The organism is Pseudomonas sp. m6p (assembly GCF_055760375.1).
The window spans coordinates 2635775-2653903 of sequence record NZ_CM147084.1 but is presented as its reverse complement, the minus strand read 5'-3'; the positions used below and the strand labels follow the sequence as shown (position 1 = coordinate 2653903).

20 protein-coding genes and 1 pseudogene are annotated in these 18129 nt (G+C 58.5%); 4 read left to right on the top strand and 17 right to left on the bottom strand.

Going from position 1 to position 18129, the window contains the following annotated elements; all coding sequences use genetic code 11:
• Positions 1 to 103: 103 nt before the first annotated feature.
• The 5 genes from ACYZUM_RS12085 to ACYZUM_RS12065 all read right to left on the bottom strand — a co-directional run bounded on the left by ACYZUM_RS12085 (position 104) and on the right by ACYZUM_RS12065 (position 3001).
• Entirely contained in the window at positions 104 to 370 is a 267-nt protein-coding gene (locus ACYZUM_RS12085) for a hypothetical protein (RefSeq protein ID WP_003464988.1), read from the bottom strand.
• A 169-nt stretch (positions 371 to 539) separates the two neighbouring features.
• A complete protein-coding gene (locus ACYZUM_RS12080; RefSeq protein WP_003464986.1) occupies positions 540 to 821 on the bottom strand; it encodes a DUF427 domain-containing protein in 282 nt (93 codons plus the stop codon).
• A gap of 67 nt (positions 822 to 888) precedes the next feature.
• Entirely contained in the window at positions 889 to 1161 is a 273-nt protein-coding gene (grxC, locus tag ACYZUM_RS12075; protein WP_005005995.1) for a glutaredoxin 3, read from the bottom strand.
• A gap of 453 nt (positions 1162 to 1614) precedes the next feature.
• On the bottom strand, positions 1615 to 2361 hold the full coding sequence (locus ACYZUM_RS12070; RefSeq protein ID WP_002118292.1) for a ferredoxin reductase: 747 nt from the start codon (positions 2359 to 2361) through the stop codon (positions 1615 to 1617).
• A complete protein-coding gene (locus ACYZUM_RS12065) occupies positions 2354 to 3001 on the bottom strand; it encodes a sulfite oxidase-like oxidoreductase (RefSeq protein WP_002118288.1) in 648 nt (215 codons plus the stop codon). Before ACYZUM_RS12065 ends, ACYZUM_RS12070 begins: the two co-directional genes overlap by 8 nt.
• A 422-nt stretch (positions 3002 to 3423) precedes the next feature.
• Here ACYZUM_RS12065 and ACYZUM_RS12060 point away from each other — a divergent pair, with 422 nt between their 5' ends.
• A complete protein-coding gene (locus ACYZUM_RS12060; RefSeq protein WP_003464979.1) occupies positions 3424 to 3894 on the top strand; it encodes a TlpA family protein disulfide reductase in 471 nt (156 codons plus the stop codon).
• 325 nt (positions 3895 to 4219) lie between these two features.
• Here the strand turns inward: ACYZUM_RS12060 and ACYZUM_RS12055 are convergent, their stop codons facing one another.
• From ACYZUM_RS12055 to ACYZUM_RS12045, 3 genes are all read right to left on the bottom strand, one after another.
• On the bottom strand, positions 4220 to 4510 hold the full coding sequence (locus tag ACYZUM_RS12055; RefSeq protein WP_005005999.1) for a DUF1330 domain-containing protein: 291 nt from the start codon (positions 4508 to 4510) through the stop codon (positions 4220 to 4222).
• A gap of 61 nt (positions 4511 to 4571) precedes the next feature.
• Entirely contained in the window at positions 4572 to 5003 is a 432-nt protein-coding gene (locus ACYZUM_RS12050; protein ID WP_005006001.1) for a GlcG/HbpS family heme-binding protein, read from the bottom strand.
• A 72-nt stretch (positions 5004 to 5075) separates the two neighbouring features.
• Complete coding sequence (locus ACYZUM_RS12045) at positions 5076 to 6089, bottom strand: zinc-binding alcohol dehydrogenase family protein (protein WP_002118279.1); 1014 nt, start codon at positions 6087 to 6089, stop codon at positions 5076 to 5078.
• 75 nt (positions 6090 to 6164) lie between these two features.
• On the opposite strand from ACYZUM_RS12045, the gene ACYZUM_RS12040 reads away from it, so the two are divergent.
• Complete coding sequence (locus ACYZUM_RS12040) at positions 6165 to 6332, top strand: hypothetical protein (protein ID WP_016487060.1); 168 nt, start codon at positions 6165 to 6167, stop codon at positions 6330 to 6332.
• A 204-nt stretch (positions 6333 to 6536) separates the two neighbouring features.
• Here the strand turns inward: ACYZUM_RS12040 and ACYZUM_RS12035 are convergent, their stop codons facing one another.
• The 7 genes from ACYZUM_RS12035 to istA form a co-directional block, all read right to left on the bottom strand.
• A complete protein-coding gene (locus ACYZUM_RS12035) occupies positions 6537 to 7505 on the bottom strand; it encodes a magnesium and cobalt transport protein CorA (protein WP_003464971.1) in 969 nt (322 codons plus the stop codon).
• On the bottom strand, positions 7502 to 8206 hold the full coding sequence (locus ACYZUM_RS12030) for a glutathione S-transferase N-terminal domain-containing protein (RefSeq protein WP_003464969.1): 705 nt from the start codon (positions 8204 to 8206) through the stop codon (positions 7502 to 7504). Before ACYZUM_RS12030 ends, ACYZUM_RS12035 begins: the two co-directional genes overlap by 4 nt.
• A 140-nt stretch (positions 8207 to 8346) precedes the next feature.
• Positions 8347 to 8886, bottom strand: a complete 540-nt coding sequence (gene msrA / locus ACYZUM_RS12025; RefSeq protein WP_003464967.1) for a peptide-methionine (S)-S-oxide reductase MsrA — start codon at positions 8884 to 8886, stop codon at positions 8347 to 8349.
• 1 nt (position 8887) lies between these two features.
• Positions 8888 to 9331 (bottom strand): peptide-methionine (R)-S-oxide reductase MsrB, encoded by a 444-nt coding sequence (gene msrB / locus ACYZUM_RS12020; RefSeq protein ID WP_003464965.1) that lies wholly within the window; start codon positions 9329 to 9331, stop codon positions 8888 to 8890.
• A gap of 282 nt (positions 9332 to 9613) precedes the next feature.
• Positions 9614 to 10735: an ISAs1-like element ISPa60 family transposase gene (locus ACYZUM_RS12015; protein ID WP_076611919.1), complete on the bottom strand. Its 1122-nt coding sequence runs from the start codon at positions 10733 to 10735 to the stop codon at positions 9614 to 9616.
• Positions 10736 to 11089: 354 nt separating this feature from the next.
• On the bottom strand, positions 11090 to 11893 hold the full coding sequence (istB, locus tag ACYZUM_RS12010; RefSeq protein WP_071890699.1) for an IS21-like element ISPst3 family helper ATPase IstB: 804 nt from the start codon (positions 11891 to 11893) through the stop codon (positions 11090 to 11092).
• Entirely contained in the window at positions 11886 to 13385 is a 1500-nt protein-coding gene (gene istA / locus ACYZUM_RS12005; RefSeq protein ID WP_110992713.1) for an IS21-like element ISPst3 family transposase, read from the bottom strand. Before istA ends, istB begins: the two co-directional genes overlap by 8 nt.
• A 117-nt stretch (positions 13386 to 13502) precedes the next feature.
• Between istA and ACYZUM_RS12000 the strand changes: the two are divergent.
• Positions 13503 to 14399 (top strand): annotated as a pseudogene (locus tag ACYZUM_RS12000) (DEAD/DEAH box helicase); the annotation flags it as partial.
• Between the two features lie 363 nt (positions 14400 to 14762).
• Here the strand turns inward: ACYZUM_RS12000 and ACYZUM_RS11995 are convergent.
• The gene (locus tag ACYZUM_RS11995; RefSeq protein WP_003464945.1) at positions 14763 to 15692 is read right to left on the bottom strand and encodes a carbon-nitrogen hydrolase family protein; all 930 of its coding nucleotides are present in this window, start codon (positions 15690 to 15692) and stop codon (positions 14763 to 14765) included.
• A 26-nt stretch (positions 15693 to 15718) separates the two neighbouring features.
• Positions 15719 to 17041: an MFS transporter gene (locus tag ACYZUM_RS11990; RefSeq protein ID WP_049273832.1), complete on the bottom strand. Its 1323-nt coding sequence runs from the start codon at positions 17039 to 17041 to the stop codon at positions 15719 to 15721.
• Positions 17042 to 17121: 80 nt separating this feature from the next.
• Between ACYZUM_RS11990 and ACYZUM_RS11985 the strand changes: the two genes are divergently transcribed.
• Positions 17122 to 18048, top strand: a complete 927-nt coding sequence (locus tag ACYZUM_RS11985) for a LysR family transcriptional regulator (protein WP_003464940.1) — start codon at positions 17122 to 17124, stop codon at positions 18046 to 18048.
• The last annotated feature ends 81 nt before the right edge of the window (positions 18049 to 18129 follow it).

Here is an 18129-nt window from a genome sequence, read left to right as displayed (position 1 = left end):
TCCTCGCCAGACGAAGTGCAATGAGCTGCGGCTATAGGCTTGCGCAGCCTTAGATAGCCGGCCGTCGCAGGCGCGCCGGTTGGCCGGGATCTTCTTCTGCCCGTCAGGTGTCCGGTCGGAACTCCAGCACGAACGCTACGACCTTTTCGGCGGACATTTCGCACGGCTTCAACAATGTCCTATCTGATGTAACGCGGAAGAGGTTGAAGCTGACAATGTCAGTCCCGTCCAACTCCCTGGCGAACAGACTGTTGCGACGTCCGTCCCCAGATCGCCGGACGATCAAGCTGAAACGCCGGCCTTCATAAGTCCCTTCTCTGTATCCCTCCGCAAGCTTCGCGAAAGCGGCATCGAACTCGGAATGCTCCATGTCATCCATCCTTATTGATAGAACAGAGGCGCGGCGGGTGCGAGACCGCCAGTGCCGGGTCGCGCTAAGGTGCCGGGCAGATTCCTGCAGCCGACGAGGCCCGGGGTGGGCAGGATAATTGAGATGTCGGCGCCCGCATGGCTATCAGCGAAGTCGTCCGTCCAGTCTGCTAGGCAACGTCCACGCCTTTCCAGAAAGCGATGTAATCCCGGATACCCTCGGCATCCGGAGTGGGGGCGGGATAGGTCCAAGCGGCGTTCACGTTGAGCGCGTCACCCGCGCGAACATGAAAGAAGCGCGCGGCGCCTTTGATCGGACAGACAGATGTGTGCGGGCTCATCTCAAGCAGGCTCAGGTCGACTCCTGACGGTGGGAAGTAGTGATTTCCCTCGACGATGACTGTTTCGTCGCTTGTGGCGATAGTAGTGTCTTTCCAGATGGCTGAGACCAACGGACTCTCCTTTTGTATTCATCAACCGGCGAAGGCTCGCGGGCTGGCTGCCCCAAGCCGCACCTCCTCAGGTGGCAGGCGGGTTGCGTCCGAGAAGTTTGTCGAGCTCGCCTCTGACATCGAGCGCGAATAGCTCATCGGAGCCACCGATAAGGGTGCCATTGATGAAGATCTGCGGCACGGAGCTTCGCCCCGACGCTTCCGCCATGGCCTGCCGGTGAGCCGGATCCGCCTCAATATCGAGCTCCTTCCATCGCACGCCCTTTTCCTTGAGGAGCGCCTTCGCTCGGCGGCAGAACGGGCACCAATTCGTGGTGTACAGCAATACATCAGTTGTCATATTGCATCTCCGGCAGTTGCACGCGGATCGCTGTCATGGCGTTGATCTCCAATTCGCGGCGTTCAAAGATGGCGACTGCACCTTGGCCGACATCGGAGCAGATGCTGACGATTGGCCGCTATCCAGGCGACATGGCCCAAAGTGCTTTCACCGCCAGGCAGAGGCCGCACGCGCCTCCTGTAGCGCCGAGCCGATGCTCTAAGGTAACCGAGCCTCGATTGGGACGGAAGCGGTCCCGCTCGAATCGCCCATCATGCTGGTCGAGCATATCAGGACGACGGATAGTGCAGGAACTTTCAAATTGAGCTTGATGTCGAGCCAGGTATCGCGAGCGAAGGCGTTCTAGAGGCCGGGGGGTACGAAGACTGTGTTCGGCAAAACGGTTCACGTTGATCGCCAAAGCTTCCCAGGGCGCACGTCTACGATCGGCGCGACGTGAGATAGCTCGCGCCGCTAGCCCCCGTAGCGCTCCGTCTTGATGATGGAGGCGTCCAAGCCCGCCAGCAGCGCGCTATCGGTTGCGATGTTGACGAATCCGTTAGACCCGCAGACGAACACTTGCGTCGGCTTTCCCTGAAGCCTGGTTAGAATTTCTTGGACCATCATGCCGTCGATCCGTCGCGCAAAGTCCGATGCGCGAACCGGTTTCTCGCGCGTAATCGCGAGCGCCAGGACGAACGCCGGATCGCTGATTTCGATGCAATGAAGTTCTTCTGAGAAGAGAACGTCCTCGGCGGTTCGTGCGGACAGGAGCAACGCTGTCGGAACGGCTTGGGCCAATGCGCGGCGCTGCCGGATCATTGCCATCAACGGCACGAGGCCGGAGCCTCCCCCGATCAACAGAACCGGATCTATGGCAGGCTCAGGCCAAAGGAAATGGCCACCGAGCGGACCGCGAACTTCGATTTCGTCACCAATCGCCGCGATGTCGTGAAAAAACGGCGAAACTTCGGCATCCGGCATGCGCTCGATAGCTATCTCGACGATCGGGGTCGAAACTGCCGATGACGCGATCGAGTAGCTGCGCATTGCACTGTAGCCGTCGGGCGCGGTCAGCCGGATATCGACGTGCTGACCTGCGGTGTGCGCGAACGGCTTGCTCAACCGAAGGAAGAAGCTCTTGATACTCGGTGTTTGCTGGATGATGTCGTCGATCACGCATGATTGCCACGAACGGACTTGCGCTTCGTTTTCAGTCATGGGTGTATCGTTGTTCGCGCCACGGATCGCCGTAGATGTGATAGCCGTGCAGCTCCCAAAAGCCGGCCTCGTCACGCGTCGTGAATTGCAGCGCATTCACCCATTTGGCGGATTTCCAGAAGTAAAGGTGCGGCACTAGAAGACGCGCCGGCCCCCCATGATCGCGGGAAAGTGGCTTGCCCGCATAACTGAGGGCGACCATCGCTTTCCCGGAAAGCAGATCCGTCAGAGGGACGTTTGTCGAATAATTATCGTAGCAGTGCGCCAAGACGAAATCGGTAGGCCGATCAAGCTCTGCATCTGCAAGGATGTCTTCAATGAGTACACCCTCCCAAACGGTATCCAGTTTGGACCAAGAGGTGACGCAGTGAATATCCTTTGTCACCTGGGTCTTTGGTAGAGTGTTGAATTCGCCCCAATTCCACGTTTTGACGGGCTTCGGACCAATTTTGACTGTGAATTTCCAGTCGGAGGGCTCTACCCTCGGCGTAGGGCCGGCCGACAGAACAGGGAAATCCTCCACCAGATGCTGACCTGGCGGAATCCGATCGGACTGGTCGCCTGAACCGCGACCGGTGAAACCTCTGGTGACCATAGTGACCCCTCTTGCTCGATACGGCAGACCGAAGCCGGCCTTCATTTCAGTACTCTGCGTAAAGCATTTGCCCGCACATCCGCCGAATAAGCCAATCGACTAAAAATCAGATACAGATGCTCTATCATCGTAAAAAATCGCGTATCGAACATAGCGTCAGGCCAGCATGATTCCCAATACCCAATGGCTATAGGGTAGATAACCCCAAGGCTGCGTACGCTGATCTGCGGTATGCGGAGCGGAAGTTGCAGGTTCGCTCTCAAACGGATGGGCAGCGTGCAAAGCTCAAGGCTCACCAGCGCATGGTTGCCCAGTTCGCGCTCGCCGGCAGCTTGAGTATATTAAGGACGAAATGTCGATCTGATCTATTCTGGCTTCAGGAAATAGGGAAAATAAGGTCGGACGTTCGCGCACCGTCGCGACGCGCGATCATCCACTAAGCTTCTGTATCGGGGTTGGAGGATCAGATGAACGAGATCGAACGACAAGCGCCTGAGCTGCGGGTGCAAAAATGGATTGGCAAAGATGGGGAAAGTATCGCGCCGTTCAAACTGTCAGATATCGGGCCCGGCCCGAAAATCTTGTTTGCCTTCCAGCATTGGTGCCAAGGTTGCCATTTGCATGGGTTTCCGACGCTACAAAAGTTGCATGCAGCGTTGAGCTCAAAAGACGTGGGGTTCGCAGTGATCCAGACCGTCTTCGAAGGAACGCATGAGAATACCTTCGAGAAGTTGCGCGTGAACCAGCTCAAGTATGAGCTTCCTATCGTTTTCGGTCACGACGAGCAACCGACCGGCTCGCCGTTTCCAACCTTCATGGAAGACTACCGCACACGAGGAACTCCGTGGTTTACGGTTATCGACGCTGGCGGTAGCATTGTTTTCTCGGACTTCCATCTCGACGCGGAGCGACTAGTGAAGCAACTTGAGCAAGGTTAATCGTTGGAAGGTGGGCAATCATCCTGATTGCCACCCATCCCCTGATGCCCACTACAGGCGTTGCGCGCTGTAACTCTGTTGATCAGCGTGCGAAAACCCGGATCCGGATAGGAGGAGCGTCAACGATTGAATCAATCCGTTGGGAGAGGGCGGCTCCGCTCCGTCAGCTCGGCAATAGATAACCCATTCTCGCCGAGCAACTCTCTGATCCGATCGACGATATGAGCCCCTAGCGCCGCTGTCTTGGTCCCCCCCACAGATTCCCAAGATGCGAGTTCACACGCCGATACCTCGTGGTCAGCGCCGAAGTGCTTCTGTCGGTATGTCACCGCCGCCCTTCAATGATAAAGGCGCGGTAACGGGAACCGGCAAAGCGTTGAGCAGCGATGGTTTGGTAGGCGGGACTGTCATACCAGTCGCGAGCGGCCTGCATCGTCGGGAAACGCAAGATTACGGCCCCTTCGATGGGCGGCCCCTCCAAATGCTGGATCGCGCCATAAGCGGCGAGAAAGGTAACGTCGTGACCATCGAACGATGGTCCGACGCCTGCAGAATAGGTTGCGAGTGCATGTGGGTCGCTGGTTTCTTCCCGCGTAAAGACGACGAACGCTTCCATCATTAGGCCTCTCAAAGGTTGGATCTGTTGGCCATTACCACCGGTGATGGCCTCACAGTCGTCAGGCTGGCAACTGGAACCCGATTTTCATGAGTGCCTCGACGCACGCATCCTGATCCTGCTGATAGTTGCCTCCGGAGATGCCTATGCCGCCGATCAACTTCCCATCCTCCAGAATCGGATAACCGCCGCCGACAGCGACCATCCGAGGGCGATAGGCTAGCGGCGCCACTTTTGGATCGTTGGTCACATAGTCGTTCCAGACATGGGTCGGGAACCCAAACGAGGCGGAACTCCAGGCCTTGTCGATGGCAACATCGACGGTAAGGAACGGCGCATCGTCGGTGCGCTCGAACGCGCGCAGGTTACCGGTGGCGTCGACGACGGCGACGGCAGCCGGGATGCCGATGGCACGGGCCGCAGCGAGCGCCGCGTCGATGAGGGCGACTGCGGTTTCGCGGTTGATCGAGGCGGTGGCAATAGATTTGGTCATGGGATTCTCATCGCTGGGGCATAACCCGTTCGGCTTTTTGAGGTTGGACAAGATGTTTGGCGATCGCGGTCGTTAGAAGCCTTCGAGGACGATCTTGCCTTTAGCCGCGCCACTTTCGATCAGTGCATGCACCGTCTTCAGATTGGCGGCATTGATCGGCGACAGTCGCCGGGTCAGCGTCGTGCGGATTTTGCCGTCGTCAACCAGCGCTGCCATCGCATCCAGAATCTCGCCCTGCTCATTCATGTCGGGCGTGCCGTAGATCGACCGCGTGAACATCAGCTCGTGGTGGATCGACACCGCCTTGCGCTTGAAAACCATGATATCGAATGCCTTGGGATCGTCGATCAGTCCGAACCGTCCTTGTGGGGCGATCAGTTCGGCGATGTCGGCGACATGTTGCTCGGTATGTGTGGTCGAAAAGACGAAAGCGGGAGCACCGATGCCGAGTTCGGCGATCTGTGGCGCGAGCGGACGAGAATGGTCGATGACGTGGTGAGCTCCAAGCCCTCTTACCCACTCTTGGGTTTCCGGTCGAGAGGCTGTGGCGATGACGGTGAGGTCCGTGCGCTGTCGCGCGATCTGGACGGCGATCGACCCAACCCCGCCCGCGCCACCGATGATGAGGATCGCCTCCGCCGCACCGGGTACGGGCTTCGCCACGTCCAGGCGGTCGAACATCGCCTCCCAGGCCGTCAACGTCGTCAGCGGCAGCGCCGCCGCTTCCGCCCAGGAGAGCGACGCAGGTTTGTGACCGACAATCCGGGCGTCGACGAGATGGAACTCCGCATTGGTACCGGGCCGTGTGATCGATCCGGCATAATAGACCTCGTCGCCTAACTCGAACTGCGTGACGTCGGGGCCGACCTCGCGCACAATCCCGGCGGCATCCCATCCCAGCACCTTCCAATCGCCATCTGCCGGCGGCGTGCTGTTGCGGACCTTGTAGTCGACCGGGTTGACCGAGACGGCCTTCACCTCAACCAGGATATCGTATCCTGCAGCGACAGGCCGAGGCAGATTGATGTCGACCAGCGCGGCATCCGCGGCGATGGGTCCCGGAACCTTGTAACCAATGGCTTTCATAAATGTCTCCAGCTTGCTTGATCGGATGACGCGAATGCTCGTTAGTCAACTTCTTCTACATTGAGGTCCCGACTCTTGAACTGGGTCGCGGTAGCAGATTTCATCGAACACGTCGATCAACAGGCCCTTATGCTCGGTCGCCGGATCGGTGATCGCGTAGAGGGTGGAGGCGTTATCGCCATCATCACCGCTTCCGAGGCGAAACGCCGCGTCGACGCAGATGCCGCACGGACCGATGGTTGATCCTGGCTCGAGATCGACGAGATTGCTGTCCTTGACGCGCTATTCGCGGTCTTAGCCCTTGGCGATGAAGGACTGAACTGCTTGTAGAGCGTCGGTCAGCTGCTATGTCATGGACGCACCTTCATCTTGAGTTGGATTGGACAAGCTTCCGTATAAGGCCCGCTGTAACCGTCAGATGACGGCGAAGAAAACGATGGGCAGTATTCACAGCCACTTAGCCTTCTTGAAGCGCACAAATAGGAAAACGCACGATATCGCTATCACTCCGAGCACGACAAAGTATCCGTAGGCCGTGTCCAGCTCCGGCATGTGCTTAAAGTTCATGCCGTATATTCCAGCGATCGCCGTCGGGACTGCCAGTATTGCCGCCCAAGCCGCCAGCTGGCGGGTGATCACCCCCGTCCTTTGCGCTTCAAGAAGGCTGCTGGCCTCAAAGACCGTGGACAGGACAAGCAGGAGGCCGTCGACCATGGACTGCACGCGGTGGACATGGTCCGCGACGTCGTGGAAATATGGTGTCATTTCGGCGCTGATGCAGGGAAAGTGGCCGCGAACGAGCTTTCGCACCAGCTCGGCCATAGCCCCGAGCGTGCGCTGGAACCGCGTGAGTTCGGACCTTAGTTCGAAGATTCGCGCCACCTCTTCTGGCCCGAGGAAATCGTGCAGCGACCGTCGCTCCATCGCCAGGACGTCGTCCTCGATCATTTCGAAGATGGGCAGATACTGGTCGACCACGCGATGCAAGATCGCGTGCAGCACATAGTCGACACCCTTGCCGAACTGCGTCGGCGATGCCTCGAGTTGCTCCCGAAGTTTGCCCAGCGCTCCGGCATTGCCGTGCCGCACGGTGATAAGGTGATTGTGACCGGTGAAGATCGCCATCTTGCCGTAGCTGATCCGGTCGCCGACCAGCTCGGCGGTCTGCGCGACGACGTACAACTCATCGTTGTAGACCTCGAGCTTGGGCGGGCACAGCGGGTGCATCGCGTTGTCGATCGCCAACGGATGAAGATTATATGTCCTTTGGATCGCGAGTAGTTCCTCGGGGGTGGGTTCGCTAAGCGCGATCCAGCAGAAGCCCGAGCGACTCTCGCCCAACTTGACGTGCTCATCGAGCGCGATTTCGCGAACTCGCTTGCCTTCGTTGTAATAATAGGCGGCGATGATGCTCATGCTGGCCTCGCGGGAATGTGGAGGCCACGCTGGACGGCCGGTCGAGCCAGCCCGCGTCCAAGCCATGCGCGGACGTTCGAAAAGCTGCTGAGGCCAAGGATGTCACCCGCAGCGTAGAATTCCACCAGCGCATTCACCCAGCCGAGCGTCGCGATGTCCGCGATCGAATAGTCGTCGACGATCCAGTCGCGGCCTTCCAGCCGGCGATCCAGAATCCCCAGCAGACGCGTGGATTCGTCGATAAAGCGCTGTTGCGGCCGCTTGTCCTCATAGTCCTTGCCGCCAAATCGCAGGAAGAAGCCGAGCTGACCGAACATCGGCCCGATGGCCGACATCTGAAAGAACACCCACGCTAGGGTCTCGTAACGCTGGCCTGGTTCGGTGGAGATGAACTGACCCGTCTTGTCGGCCAGATAGAGGAGGATCGCACCGGATTCCCATAAGGCGATGGGTCTACCGTCAGGGCCAGCCGGATCGATGATCGCCGGTATGCGTCCGTTCGGGTTCAGCGACACGAACGCCGGATCCTTCGACTCGTTGTTCGAGATGTCGATCAGGTGGGGCTCGTACGCCAGGCCAGTCTCCTCAAGCATGATCGAGACCTTGACGCCATTGGGCGTAGGGGCTGCGTAGAGTTGCAGGCGATCGGGATGAGATGCCGGCCAGCGCTGCGTGATCGGAAAGGACGAGAGGTCTGGCATAAATCTGCGATCCTGGTGTTGCGATGGCGACTGACTGGAACGAGCCGTCACTCTGAAGTAGGGTTCGATGACCGCGTCGCTGAACGACGCGGTCACGAAGATTGCGGACCGGATCGGCGCAGTGGCAACGGCAGTGAAGCCTATTCCGCCGCGGTCCCGGCCGCTGGCTGTACGTCGTCAACCTTTTGGCGCTTCGGAAGCACCCAGCCGGGACGGACGAAGTGGCAGGTGTAGCCGCCCGGGCGCTTCTCCAGATAATCCTGGTGATCGGGCTCGGCCTCCCAGAACTCGCCGACCGGCTGGACCTCGGTCACCACTTTGCCATCCCACAGCCCCGAGGCATCCACATCGGCGATCGTATCCTCGGCGACGCGCTTCTGCTCCTCGTCGACATAATAGATGCCCGACCGGTAGGAGAGCCCACGATCATTGCCCTGGCGGTTCAGCGTCGTCGGATCGTGGATCTGGAAGAAGAATTCCAGGATGTTCCGGTAGCTCGTCACTGTCGGGTCGAAGACAATCTCGATCCCCTCGGCATGCGTGCCGTGATTACGATACGTGGCGTTCGGAATATCGCCGCCCGTGTAACCCACACGGGTCGAGATGATGCCGGGCCGCTTGCGGATCAGATCCTGCATGCCCCAGAAACATCCTCCTGCGAGAACAGCGCGCTGATGCATGTTAAGCCTCCTCTACTTGATCGAGATATTCACCGTATCCCTCGGACTCCATCTCGTCGCGCGGGATGAAGCGAAGGGACGCTGAGTTGATGCAGTACCGCAGACCGCCGCGGTCGGAAGGACCATCGGGGAACACATGGCCGAGATGACTGTCTGCGTGTACTGACCTGACCTCCGTCCGGACCATGCCGTGTGCGCTGTCCCGCACCTCGTTCACGTTTGCCGAAACGATCGGCTTGGTGAAGCTGGGCCAGCCAGTACCCGAATCGAACTTGTCCGTCGAAGCGAACAGTGGCTCTCCCGACACTATGTCGACGTAGATGCCAGGCTCCTTGTTGTCGTTGTACTCGCCCGTGAAGGGCCTTTCGGTGCCCGCCTCCTGGGTAATTCGGTGTTGCTCGGGAGTCAGGTGGTCGATTGCTGTCTGTGACTTTTCAAACTTCATTACAGTCTCCAATACTTATCTAGAGGGCCAGGCACGCTACCGCTAATTTTTTATGTCTCCTGATTTGCTCCTACAATGGTAGTGGGATGGCAAACGAGGTTTTACTAAGTGTTGGAAAATTAGAGATTTAAATTTCGCGTCTATTAGTTCTAGCGCAACTGAGTGGTTAAGCAAGTACGTAATCAGTAAATATTAAAAAAATAACACAAAAGCACGATTATATAATACAGTGTCAGTGTTTTATGATAATCAACAACGCCTGTCAAGGCAATCGCATGAAGCTCACCTGAGACCTAATAGTTCAGCCCGATAATCATCAGAGGTTGCAGCAATCAGCCTTCGTGCCTTGATGCCACCCTTGCGCTTGACCGGATCCAACCGGATCAAATTCAATGTAAGTTGCTTGAGAACGGCCATGTTGTGGGCAGCATGCCCGGTTCGGATCCGCATCTGATCGTCACCAAAAATGACATCCATGCACCAGTGGACGCGGTTCTCCACGCCCCAGTGCGCCCTGATGGCATGTGCGATGCGCTCTGCATCCGGAGCAAGACTGCTGATGTAGTAACGGCGCTCCAGGCTGGTCTGGTTGCCCACAGTCCGCTCGGACTCCAGCATCACGAAAGTGCGCAGTCCTGGCCAGCGTTCTGGCTGTGGCAGGCACTGGAGTTGGTCGAAAACATGGCTGCGACGAACCTCCAGCCGGCCATGGTCCTTCTCGACATGCTCGAAGTGCGCATGGGGTACCCGGGCAGGATCGCCGTCCAAAAAGGTGTCAGCGAAGTCATCGATCGCTTCGGCCAGCTTCGGCTGGTTTCCCTTGATGGCCAGCAGATAGTGCGCCCCGCGATCGAGAATGGCCTGTGCAATGTCCGGCTGGGTACCCATGGCATCGATCGTCACGGTGCAGCCCTCAAGCGCCAGTGTGGCCAGCAGCTCAGGAATGGCGGTCTTCTCGTTGGACTTCTGGGAGGTCGCCCTCTGCCCGAGAATCAGCCCTGAATCAGCCGCAAAAGCGCTGACCAGGTGCAACGGGGCCGTGTTTTTCTTGCCGGAGCGGCGACTGGTCTTGCCGTCTAGGGCAACCACTTGCGGAGAAAGGGCCGGTAGGATCGCCGCAACCCAACAGCGGAAGGCCTGCTCGAACTCCTCTGGATCGATCAGGCTGAATAGCCGTCCAAAGGTGTCGTGTGAGGGAATGCCGTGGGGTAGTTTCAGAATACGGCGGAACCAGTCCAGCCGCTGCTCAGCCCAGAGTTCGATTTCGATGAAGGTGTCAGCGCCGGCAAGCACGCCGCAGATAGCCACGACCAGTGTTTCGACCAGGTCGTGACGAATCTTGCCCTGCTGACGGGGATCATTGATGGCGACCAGAACATCGGAGATTGGTATGTGATGCGACATTGCAGGGCATCCTGAGTAGAGAGGCGCTCAGGATGCCCGCTGGGAAAGGACTCATTCAAATCGGCAGGCGTTCATGCGATTGCCCTGCAACGCCTGTTTAGATGCTGGTAGATGCGAATTTTTTGGCGTACAGTCAAAATTTTCTGATGGTTGCTTAGTGTGTTGGCGCTGATGGAAAATTGACCCACCCTGCCGATTGAAATTTGACCCAGGGCGGATTGCTGATTTTGTTACCAGCAACTGTGGATAAGTCTACCAGCGCAGCTGCTGTTGCCCCCACTCCTTCGCTAGCCCAGTTCAGTTGTTTAAGACCTGCCACACGCAGCCATGTAGCAGGCCGTCGTCGCCATGAAATCAGAACGGCTCATCGTCCTCCGGTTCCTGGCCGCCCTTACGCTTTCGCTCCCGTGATTTGATCTTGGCCTGGGCCGCCAAGCTACTGTGTTGCAGGCGATAGGACTCGTTACCGGTTTCGACGATGTGGCAGTGGTGGGTCAGCCGATCCAGCAGGGCGGTGGTCATCTTGGCGTCGCCGAACACGCTCGACCATTCGGCGAAGCTCAGGTTGGTGGTGATCACCACGCTGGTGTGTTCGTACAGCTTGGATAGCAGGTGAAACAGCAACGCACCGCCGGCCTGGCTGAAGGGCAGATAACCCAGTTCGTCGAGGATGACCAGATCCATGCGCAGCAGAGCTTGGGCGATCCGCCCGGCTTTGCCGTCGTGCTTTTCGCGCTCCAGCAGATTGACCAGATCGACCGTGGAGTAGAAGCGCACGCGCTTGCCGTGCCGGGTGATGCCGGACACGGCCAGCGCAGTGGCCAGGTGGGTTTTACCGGTGCCAGGCCCACCGATCAGCACCACGTTCTGCGCGGTGTCGGTAAAGGCCAGACTGGCCAGTTCGCTGATCAAACGAGCGTCTGCGCTGGAGGCGCTGAAGTCGAAGCCGGCCAGATCGCGGTGCATCGGCAGCTTGGCCATGTTCATCTGGTGGCTCACCGAGCGCATGGCGCGATCTGTGTGCTCTTGTTCCAGCAGGTGTTCGAGCAGCCACTTGGACGAGGCTGTGTTCGACTCACCCTGTGCAGTTAACTCCGCCAAGGCCGTGGCCATGCCGTGCAGGCGCAGCTCCTTGAGTTCCGCCATCAAATCACGCATGACCGACCTCCTCGGCCTGGCCACGCAGGCGGTCGTAGCGCGCCGTGTTAGCGACGGGGGCTTCCTTGAGCGACAAGTGGGTTTCGACGCTGGGTGGTGGTTCGGATGCTGTCAGCCGTGCCACGACATTGAGGATGTGTTCGGCGCTCAGGCTGCCGCTCTCCAGTACCAGCTCAACGGCTACCAGCACGGCATCGAGTCCGGCGACCGGTACGGCAGCCAGGACTTGCGCCATGATCCGGTCACCGCCGGCATGACGCCCCAGACCGTGCTTAAGCTGACGCAGCGGCGCCGGCAGATCAGCAAAGGGCGCGCCGTTGCGCAGCGCACCGGGCTTGCGTTCGATCAGCGGGAGGTAGTGCTGCCAGTCATAGCTGACCTGGTCGCGATCCAGCAAGCGGACATGGCTGGCGATCAGCGCGTCGTCAGCCACCACCTCGATTCGCGTCGGATACAAACGGCTGCTGACCCACTTACCCGCGTACTCACACGGCACCGAGTAGCGGTTGCGCCCGACGCTGACCAGGCAGGTGCTGGAGACCCGCGCAGGCCGCTCGACGTAACCGTCGAATGGCGCTGGCACAGGCATCAGTTCAGCGCGCTCCAACTCCAGCACTTCGGCCACACTCAGCCCGCTGTATTGAGGGTGCGTCAGCTCGTTCCAAAGCGCGCGGCAGCGCTGGCCCAGCCAGGCATTGAGTTCCTCGAAGGAGTGAAACTGGCAGTCCTGGGCGTCTAGCCAGATACGCCTGCGGCTGTCTTGCACGTTCTTTTCAACGATGCCCTTTTCCCAACCAGCGGCGACGTTGCAGAAGTCCGGATCGAACAGGTAATGCGCGCACATCACCGCAAAGCGTGCATTCACCGCCCGGCCTTTGCCCTTATTGACCTTGTCGACGGCCGTCTTCATGTTGTCGTAGATGCCCCGGCGCGGCACGCCGCCCAAGGCGCCGAACGAGCGTGTATGGGCGTCAAATAACATCTCATGGCCCTGGCTCGGATACGCCACAAGCCAGAACGCACGGCTGGCACACAGCTTCAGATGTGCCACCTGCATACGCCGGTAAATGCCGCCGACCAGCAAGCCTTCCTCGCTCCAGTCAAACTGAAACGCCTCGCCAAGAGCAAAGGTCAGCGGCACAAAGGCCTGCGACGCCTTGCCCTGTCCCCCTCGCCAGGCACGGATAAACGCGGTGAGCTGGCTGTAGCCACCGTCATAACCTTCGGCTTTGATTTGCGCCAACAGCGCCTTGGCACTGCGCCGCTGTTGCTTGGGGCGCAGCGAATCGGCTTTTAGCGCCTGCTCTAGCGTGGCGTGAAAAGGGCTGAGTTTGTTAAAGATCGCGCGGCGTTGGTACACCGGCTGCTTGGCCTCAGGTGCTCTGACCCACTTGCGAATCGTGTTGCGCGCCAGCCCGGTGCGCTTGGCTATCTCATGCAGCGACAGCTTGTCGCGGAAATACATCCGCCGAATTTTGCCCATCATTTCCATACTGATCACCCTGTGTTCTCCTGCTCAAAAATTGAGCAGAAGCAGTTGAACACCTGGGTCAGTTTTCAGTCGGCAGAACAGCCTCTACTGGGTCAGTTTTCGGTCAGCGGCAACACCCTGGCCCGCTACTCGTCCCCCGAGGGACACCTGATCTGCGACTACCGCTATGGCCTGAGGGAGGCCATTGCCGACGGGGTGTGCCGCGCGCCCCGCATCGTCCTTCTCGATAACCAGAAGGTGAAGCTAACTGAAGAACTGGAGACCGAGAGCACCGTCAGGCTGTTCCCCAGCATCGCCAAGCTGCTTGGTGAATCCCCCGTCACCTTCGAAGAGCTGTTGCGCCATGACGAGGTGATCGACCAACTGCTCGGCCTGGGATGCGCCAAGCTGGATGAGCTTCGCCAGATCAAGCCGGATGCAGCCGGCCTGGTGGTCGCCACCGATATTGAGCACGCCCAGCAGATTGTCCAGGCTCTGGAAGCCAGCGGGGAAGGTTGCCGCGTAGTGACCAACCGGACTCCGAATGCCCAACAGGTGATCAATGCGTTCAGGCACAGTGATTGCCGCTGGATCGTCGCTGTTGGGATGATCAGCGAGGGTACGGATATCCCCCGCCTGCAGGTGTGCTGCTACCTCAGCCGCATCCGTACTGAGCTGCACTACCGGCAAGTCCTGGGGCGCGTGCTGCGGCGGATGGGCGAGTCCGATGATCAGGCTTGGCTGTTCATGCTGGCGGAGCCAACATTGCGGCGCTTTGCGGAGCGCATTGCGGATGATCTGCCGGATGACCTGGCAGTGCTGAGCCGGGTGAAGATGCCCGCTGCCTCTTCTGGTTCGATGGCTGGTGGGATGGGGGCTACCTGCGATATCGATGGCTGCGGTGGAGGCGAGGCCGGGCAAAGTCTTGGTGCAGGTTTGGCGGGTGCCTACTCGCTGGGGGATTTTGCTGCTGAGCCGAGCTATCAGGTCAGTTTTTCTCAGCACTATCGGCAGTTGTTGTTGGCTTGCCTCTGATGGTCGGTAAGCAGTTAGCCCCAACTAGGGTGAGGCTGCCCGAAGTCTGACCGAGCCAACACAGGCCAGTCACCAGCCTTTCACCAATTCCGCGCCGAGCGGCCCAATGCGCTCTCGGGGCGTTCAGCTATTCGCGAAAGGCATCTCTTGGCCGATAGCTGGTCCGCTTTGTGCCACAAGCGGACGTTAAGTCGGTGAGTTATCTGTCTTGGCAAATCGGTTTGGGCCTAAGCCCTCGCTACACAGGAAATGGCGGCAACAACCTGGCCAGCAATAAAAAGCCGCCTTGCGGCGGCTCTATCCCTAAAGCAGTCATGCCCAAACTGGACGGTCAAAGGGAGGATTTCACTAAACAGGCTCTACTTATCGCTCCAGGGTTACCGGGGCCTGCGGGGCAATGTTCACCTTGAGTTCAAAGATGTCCGGCCGGGCATAATGGCCGACGACATCAAAGTCCAAGTTGGCTTGGCTAAGCAGATCCATATTGAGGTCTGCATAGATTTCTGTCTCGCAGTCGAACACCGGCCCTGCCAGTACTTCTCCGAGCGGACTTACAACCATGCTGCCCCCTCGCATCACGTAATCGTCCTCGTTGAACTCCAGGCCGAATGCATCGCGGTGCTGTTGTGGGTATTCACCAAGACGGATTGCCTGGCAGGCTGACAACACATAAACACGCCCTTCAAGAGCAATGTGCACCATGGAGCTGGCCCAGGACGGACGGTCATCTGCTGTCGGGGCGCAGTAGATCTGAACACCCTGGGCATACATGGCCTGGCGTAGTGCTGGCATGTAGTTCTCCCAGCAAATCACGCTCCCCAGGACGCCAAAATCAGTTTCTACAGGCTCGATTGTCGAGCCATCACCGAAGCCCCAAATTAGTCGTTCCTGGCCGGTGGGCATCAGCTTGCGGTGGTAACCGGCAATACCCCGGCCTGGGGCGATGGTGACCGCGGTGCAGTAAAGGGTGCGACCGAAGCGCTCGATTACACCAATCACAGTGGTAACCCCTGTGTGCTCGACACTTTCAGCAAGCAATGCCAGTTCCGGCCCATCCAGCGTCACAGCCCCATCGACATAGCGTTGGTACAGCTCACGCCCGCTGATGCTGCGATTACCCACTACGCTACCGAAAGCTATCCCCTTGGGATATCCGCCAATGAACGCTTCAGGGAATACGGCCAGCCTTGCACCTTGATCTGCTACGCGCCGCAGAATTGTGGAAGCCTTTTCAACGCTGGCTGCAGGATCATAAGGAACAGAGGCGGCCTGGATGACTGCAATTTTGGTCATGAAAAACTCCTGAGGGCAGTAAGAACCTAGAAACGTGTGATGTCGTTGTCGCGGGTTTCCGGCAAGGTCTTCCACAGCACGATGAGGCATGCCAGCGAGACGGCTGCTAGATAGGCGGCAGGGATGTTCGCGTCGCCAGCCTGGCTAATCAGGGCGGCGGCAATGAAGGGGCCTGGGCCTGCGAGTGTCGCCAGGGCCAGGTTGTGACCGAGCGCTGCTCCCGTGGAGCGGATGGACGCTGGAAAGACTTCAACCAGCAGCACCACATCCATCACCGCAGTTACAGCCACAAGTAGTCCCAGAACGATCAATCCTGCGAGGATTGCCACTGGGTTGCCGGTGTTGAGCAGCAGGAAGATTGGATAGGCCAGTACAGAGAGTGCGGCAGCAGCACTGAGCAGCAGCTTGCGTCGCCCGATGCTGTCGCTGAGCCGGCCGATCAGTGGATTGGCAATGACATAGACAACCAGCGCGATGCTGCACAGCCATAGTGCATTGCTTCGTGGTAGCCCAACGGTAGTGACCAGGTGGTTATTGGCGTAGGTGATGAAGTAGTAGAGCGAGACGCCGAACAGCGCTGAGAAGGCGAAAGTAGTGATGAAGGCGCGACGGTGTACAGACTTGCTCGGTGCTTCGAACTGTTGTGAATCGCGTTGACGTACCAGCTCTTCATACACGGGGGTATCACCCAGCTTCCGGCGGATGAAGATGGCGATACCGGTCATCACGATGGAGGCAACGAATGGGATCCGCCAGCCCCAGGACGCCAGTTGCTGGTCATCGAGTGTTGAGGTGAGGCTCGCGGCGGTGAACGTACCAAACAAGAAGGCCAAGCCAGCCGTTCCAGTGATAACGCTGGCTGCCGTCGCGCGGCGGTTGGACGGAGCACTCTCTACGATGTAGATACCTGCGCTAGACCATTCGCCCCCTACCATCATGCCTTGCACGAAACGCATGACGATCAGCAAGACAGGTGCAGCGATACCGATTGCCTCATAGGTGGGCAAAAGTCCGATGATCGTGGTGCACACACCCATACCGAAGACAGTGATGATAAGCACCGCGCGGCGACCGAGGCGGTCACCGATGGGCCCCAGAATCAATGCTCCAAATGGTCGCGATACGAAGCCTACGGCGAACACTGCCAGCGACGACAGCAGCGATACACCTGGGGCGCTAGAGGGGAAGAACAACATACCGATCACGGCAGCGAAGTAGCCGTAGATGGCGAAGTCGAACCACTCCATGAAGTTGCCGATACCCACCGCGATTGCACGCTTGCGAATGTCTGACTGCTCACCCTTGGTATGGATACTGCTTGGATTTACTTTTTTATTAATTGCGTCCACGGTGCTCCCCAGCTTTTCTTAGGTGTGTATGGGCAGCAGACTATGAATCCTCTCGGCCGCAGAGCAAACGATTAGAAAATATGAGCCGGATTAGTGTACGTAATATCTCGAGAATTGATCTGAACCTGCTGCTGACGTTCCACTGCCTGATGACCGAGCGCAGTGCCACCCGAGCCTCGGCCATGCTGCATGTGACCCAGGGGGCAGTTAGCTCGGCGTTGCGTCGTTTGCGTGAGCATTTCGGAGATGAGCTCTTTATCCGCACCGCTTCCGGAATGCAGCCAACCCGTAGGGCGATGGAGCTGGCGCCGAAGATCGCCGAGGCCCTTACGTCTATCTCAGGCGTGCTTGGGGCAGAGCCGGATTTCTCCGCACACGACTCGAGCTACATTTTCAACATCGGTCTGTCCGATGATATTGAGGCCTATCTCGCTCCGCGGATCGTTAACGCCGCAGCGGATCAGGGGCTGGGAGTGAGCTTTTCGTTCCATCAGAGCAACAGCTCACTGTGGAAACAGTCGCTACAAGATCCGGACATGGATCTAGTGATTTGCAGCGAGCCGAAAGACTTCAGCAGCGGGTATTCATCCAAGGTGCTGTTTTCCTCGTCATACTCCTGCTTGTACCTGCCTGGCGCAGACAACGCAGGCACACCTATCGGCCTGGAGGAGTACTTCGAGGCAAGCCATGTGCGAGTTTCCTATGACGGCCGCCGCGGCTTTATCGACGACATGTTCGAAGCGGCGGGCTATTCGAGGCGTGTTATAGCCTCATTCACCCACTTCAGTGGCGCGCTCACCACGTTGATCAGCAGCGGCGCGATAGCCACAATTCCCACGTTCGCCGCCGAGAGCTATTCGGCCATGACTCGGCTAAGTATTTGTCCGGCGCCGATTCCGGTTCCATCATTTCGATGCTTCATGGTTTGGGACATTGCCAAGAACAGTAAGCCTCAGCACGAATGGCTGCGGCTATTCATCGGGCAGCTGACACAGAAGCTTGCTTAGACTTGGTCGCAGGTAGCCAGGAGTTACGGGAAAAAGGGGGCGGATTTATTGGAATCATCGACCGCTTCTGACCGATTTGTG

Bases quoted from the DNA above. Each gene is read 5' to 3' on its own strand.
- ACYZUM_RS12060 (WP_003464979.1), top strand. From the start codon at position 3,424: ATGAACGAGATCGAACGACAAGCGCCTGAGCTGCGGGTGCAAAAATGG.
- ACYZUM_RS12085 (WP_003464988.1), bottom strand. From the start codon at position 370: ATGGAGCATTCCGAGTTCGATGCCGCTTTCGCGAAGCTTGCGGAGGGA.
- msrA (WP_003464967.1), bottom strand. From the start codon at position 8,886: ATGCATCAGCGCGCTGTTCTCGCAGGAGGATGTTTCTGGGGCATGCAG.
- ACYZUM_RS12065 (WP_002118288.1), bottom strand. From the start codon at position 3,001: ATGAAGGCCGGCTTCGGTCTGCCGTATCGAGCAAGAGGGGTCACTATG.
- ACYZUM_RS12070 (WP_002118292.1), bottom strand. From the start codon at position 2,361: ATGACTGAAAACGAAGCGCAAGTCCGTTCGTGGCAATCATGCGTGATC.
- istA (WP_110992713.1), bottom strand. From the start codon at position 13,385: ATGGAAATGATGGGCAAAATTCGGCGGATGTATTTCCGCGACAAGCTG.
- ACYZUM_RS11995 (WP_003464945.1), bottom strand. From the start codon at position 15,692: ATGACCAAAATTGCAGTCATCCAGGCCGCCTCTGTTCCTTATGATCCT.
- ACYZUM_RS12015 (WP_076611919.1), bottom strand. From the start codon at position 10,735: ATGTCGCATCACATACCAATCTCCGATGTTCTGGTCGCCATCAATGAT.
- ACYZUM_RS12030 (WP_003464969.1), bottom strand. From the start codon at position 8,206: ATGCCAGACCTCTCGTCCTTTCCGATCACGCAGCGCTGGCCGGCATCT.
- msrB (WP_003464965.1), bottom strand. From the start codon at position 9,331: ATGAAGTTTGAAAAGTCACAGACAGCAATCGACCACCTGACTCCCGAG.
- ACYZUM_RS12035 (WP_003464971.1), bottom strand. From the start codon at position 7,505: ATGAGCATCATCGCCGCCTATTATTACAACGAAGGCAAGCGAGTTCGC.
- ACYZUM_RS11985 (WP_003464940.1), top strand. From the start codon at position 17,122: ATGAGCCGGATTAGTGTACGTAATATCTCGAGAATTGATCTGAACCTG.
- istB (WP_071890699.1), bottom strand. From the start codon at position 11,893: ATGCGTGATTTGATGGCGGAACTCAAGGAGCTGCGCCTGCACGGCATG.
- ACYZUM_RS12055 (WP_005005999.1), bottom strand. From the start codon at position 4,510: ATGGAAGCGTTCGTCGTCTTTACGCGGGAAGAAACCAGCGACCCACAT.
- ACYZUM_RS12045 (WP_002118279.1), bottom strand. From the start codon at position 6,089: ATGAAAGCCATTGGTTACAAGGTTCCGGGACCCATCGCCGCGGATGCC.
- grxC (WP_005005995.1), bottom strand. From the start codon at position 1,161: ATGACAACTGATGTATTGCTGTACACCACGAATTGGTGCCCGTTCTGC.
- ACYZUM_RS12050 (WP_005006001.1), bottom strand. From the start codon at position 5,003: ATGACCAAATCTATTGCCACCGCCTCGATCAACCGCGAAACCGCAGTC.